Below are 1,971 nucleotides of genomic sequence, written 5' to 3' on the forward strand. Positions count from 1 at the left end.
CGACCTCGATCACCGCGTCGAGGTCCGCGGCATACTGCCGGGCGCCGAGTGCCGCAGGAACGTCGAGAATGCGCAGCCACATGGTGTCGGCGCGTTCGTGGAGGCCGAGATCCTGCGCCTCGAGACTCGGCTACCCGAGCTCGACGACCCGCAGCGCGACGAGGTCGCCAAGACGGTGCGCCGCGTCGTCGACAAGCTGCTGCACGCCCCGACGGTTCGGGTCAAGCAACTCGCGTCGACCCCCAACGGCGACCACTACGCCGAGGCCCTGCGCGAACTCTTCGAGCTGAAGCCGGGCGCGGCCGAGGCGGTGTCGGCGCCCGACCACCTCGCATCCGACCAGCTCGGCGACTTCTCGTCCGACCCGATCGGAGATCGCCCCATCAACCAGGCAGATAAGTGAGCGAAACGCTCCCGACCCCGATTCGCATCGGCACCCGGGGTTCGCTGCTGGCCACCACCCAGTCACAGACCATCGCCGACGCCCTGACCGCCGCCGGACACCCCGCCGAACTGGTGATCATCCGGACGGCCGGTGACGAATCCGCTGCGCCGGTCGCCGAGATCGGGGTCGGGGTGTTCACCACCGCCATCCGCACTGCGTTGCACAAACACGAGGTCGACGTTGCGGTGCACTCCTACAAGGATCTGCCCACCGCACCCGAGGACGGCCTGGTCATCGCGGCCATCCCGCCCCGCGAAGATCCCAGAGATGCGCTGGTCAGCAGGGATAATCTGGTCCTCGGCGCACTCCCACCCGGGTCGACGGTCGGGACCTCGGCCCCGCGACGGGCGGCGCAGCTTAGAGCATTGGGTCTCGGTTTGGAAATCCGCCCCCTACGAGGCAACCTAGATTCTCGGTTGGGCAAAGTCGCCAGTGGCGAACTCGATGCAGTCGTGGTCGCTCGCGCCGGTCTCGTCCGTATCGGACGTGCCGACGAGGTCACCGAGTCGTTTGATCCGGTGGTCTTGCTACCGGCTCCGGCGCAAGGTGCTTTGGCTGTGGAGTGCCGCTCCGACGATGCCCAACTGGTGAGAGTACTCGCCGAGTTGGACGACGAGTCCACCCGTGCGGCGATCGACGCCGAGCGGGCTGTGCTTGCGGCTCTGGAAGCCGGATGCACCGCCCCGATCGGAGCGATTGCCGAGGTGGTGGAGTCGATCGACGACGACGGGCGCATCTTCGCCGAACTGTCGCTTCGTGCGGCGGTGGCGGCCGAGGACGGATCCGATGTGATCCGGGCTTCGGTGGTGGGACCGGTCGATCGTGCGGCTCAACTCGGTGCGGATCTCGCCGCCGAACTGCTGGAACTGGGAGCGGGCGACCTCGTCGACTCTCCCTAGTTCCAGAAGGAACTGCAGCCCTCGAGGCGAGGGCAGGAGAGTGCGAACGCATGAGCCGTACGACAACCAAGGCACATCCGGGACGAATTTTGCCTGCGCCGGGAGCGAAGCGAGCGGGCAGAATCCTCTTCGTGGGGTCGGGCCCCGGGGATCCCGAGCTGCTCACTGTGCGGGCGCGGACCGTCATAGCGAACGCGACGACGGCCTACATCGACCCCGACGTTCCCGCCGCGGTGGTGAACCTGATCGGCAGCGCACACCGCGAGGAGCCGGCCGCCGACAACCGTCGGGCCAAGTCTCCGCTCCCTGAGGTGCGAGCGGAGCGAGCCTCGAAGGGCGCCGATAGCACCGACACGGAGAACAGCACCGCGCCGGTCGACAGCGACGAGACCACCGACGACGCGGATGCGATCGTCCACCCGGCCCTCGGTGATCCCACCGAGGTCGCCAAGACCCTGGTCGCCGCTGCCAAGGCCGGCGACGACGTGGTCCGTGTGGTCTCCGGCGATCCGCTGACCACCGATTCCGTGCTCACCGAGGTCAACGCCGTCGCCCGCACCTCGATCGCGTTCGAGGTGCTCCCCGGCCTGCCCGCGGCATCCGTGGTGCCCAGCTACGCCGGTATGC

Annotated in this window: 2 protein-coding genes and 1 pseudogene; all 3 read left to right on the forward strand. The window is 68.3% G+C overall.

The window, feature by feature from the left end; translation table 11 throughout:
• Nucleotides 1-403 (forward strand): annotated as a pseudogene (locus ABZW74_RS24515) (hypothetical protein); the annotation flags it as partial.
• Complete coding sequence (hemC, locus tag ABZW74_RS24520; RefSeq protein ID WP_355280112.1) at nt 400-1,344, forward strand: hydroxymethylbilane synthase; 945 nt, start codon at nt 400-402, stop codon at nt 1,342-1,344. The pseudogene ABZW74_RS24515 and the gene hemC, both read left to right, overlap by 4 nt.
• Before the next feature lie 50 nt (nt 1,345-1,394).
• The coding region (locus tag ABZW74_RS24525) for an SAM-dependent methyltransferase (RefSeq protein WP_355280114.1) at nt 1,395-1,971 on the forward strand (577 nt) is incomplete at its 3' end.

Source organism: Gordonia sp. NPDC003585 (assembly GCF_040610755.1).
GTDB lineage: Bacteria > Actinomycetota > Actinomycetes > Mycobacteriales > Mycobacteriaceae > Gordonia.